This window comes from Aquitalea sp. ASV11 (genome assembly GCF_016429185.1).
In the GTDB taxonomy this organism is placed as follows: domain Bacteria; phylum Pseudomonadota; class Gammaproteobacteria; order Burkholderiales; family Chromobacteriaceae; genus Aquitalea; species Aquitalea pelogenes.
This window is the reverse complement of sequence record NZ_JAELUD010000224.1, coordinates 1-305: the sequence shown is the minus strand read 5'-3', so window position 1 is coordinate 305 and position 305 is coordinate 1. Positions and strand designations below refer to the sequence as shown.

The following is a 305-nucleotide window of genomic DNA, read 5'->3' as shown; positions in this document are numbered from 1 at the left end:
CCCCCCCCCCCCCCCCCCCCCCCCCCCCCCCCCCCCCCCCCCCCCCCCCCCCCCCCCCCCCCCCCCCCCCCCCCCCCCCCCCCCCCCCCCCCCCCCCCCCCCTCCCCCCCCCCCCCCCCCCCCCCACACCCCCACATCTTACTGTTCGTCGGCAGCGTCAGATGTGTATAAGAGACAGGGCGTGGTGTGCTTGTCGACAATGGCCATCTTGATGTGGCGTGCCTCGTCGGTGATGATGCAAAAACGCGTCATTTCACTGGCAGTACCGGCGGTGGTATTGATGGCCACCAGCGGCAGCTGCGGCT

At 74.1% G+C, this 305-nt stretch carries 1 pseudogene; it reads right to left on the bottom strand.

Features of this window, described 5'->3' with window-relative positions:
- Window positions 1–177: 177 nt before the first annotated feature.
- A pseudogene (locus JHD62_RS21850) lies at window positions 178–305 on the bottom strand (iron-containing alcohol dehydrogenase); the annotation flags it as partial.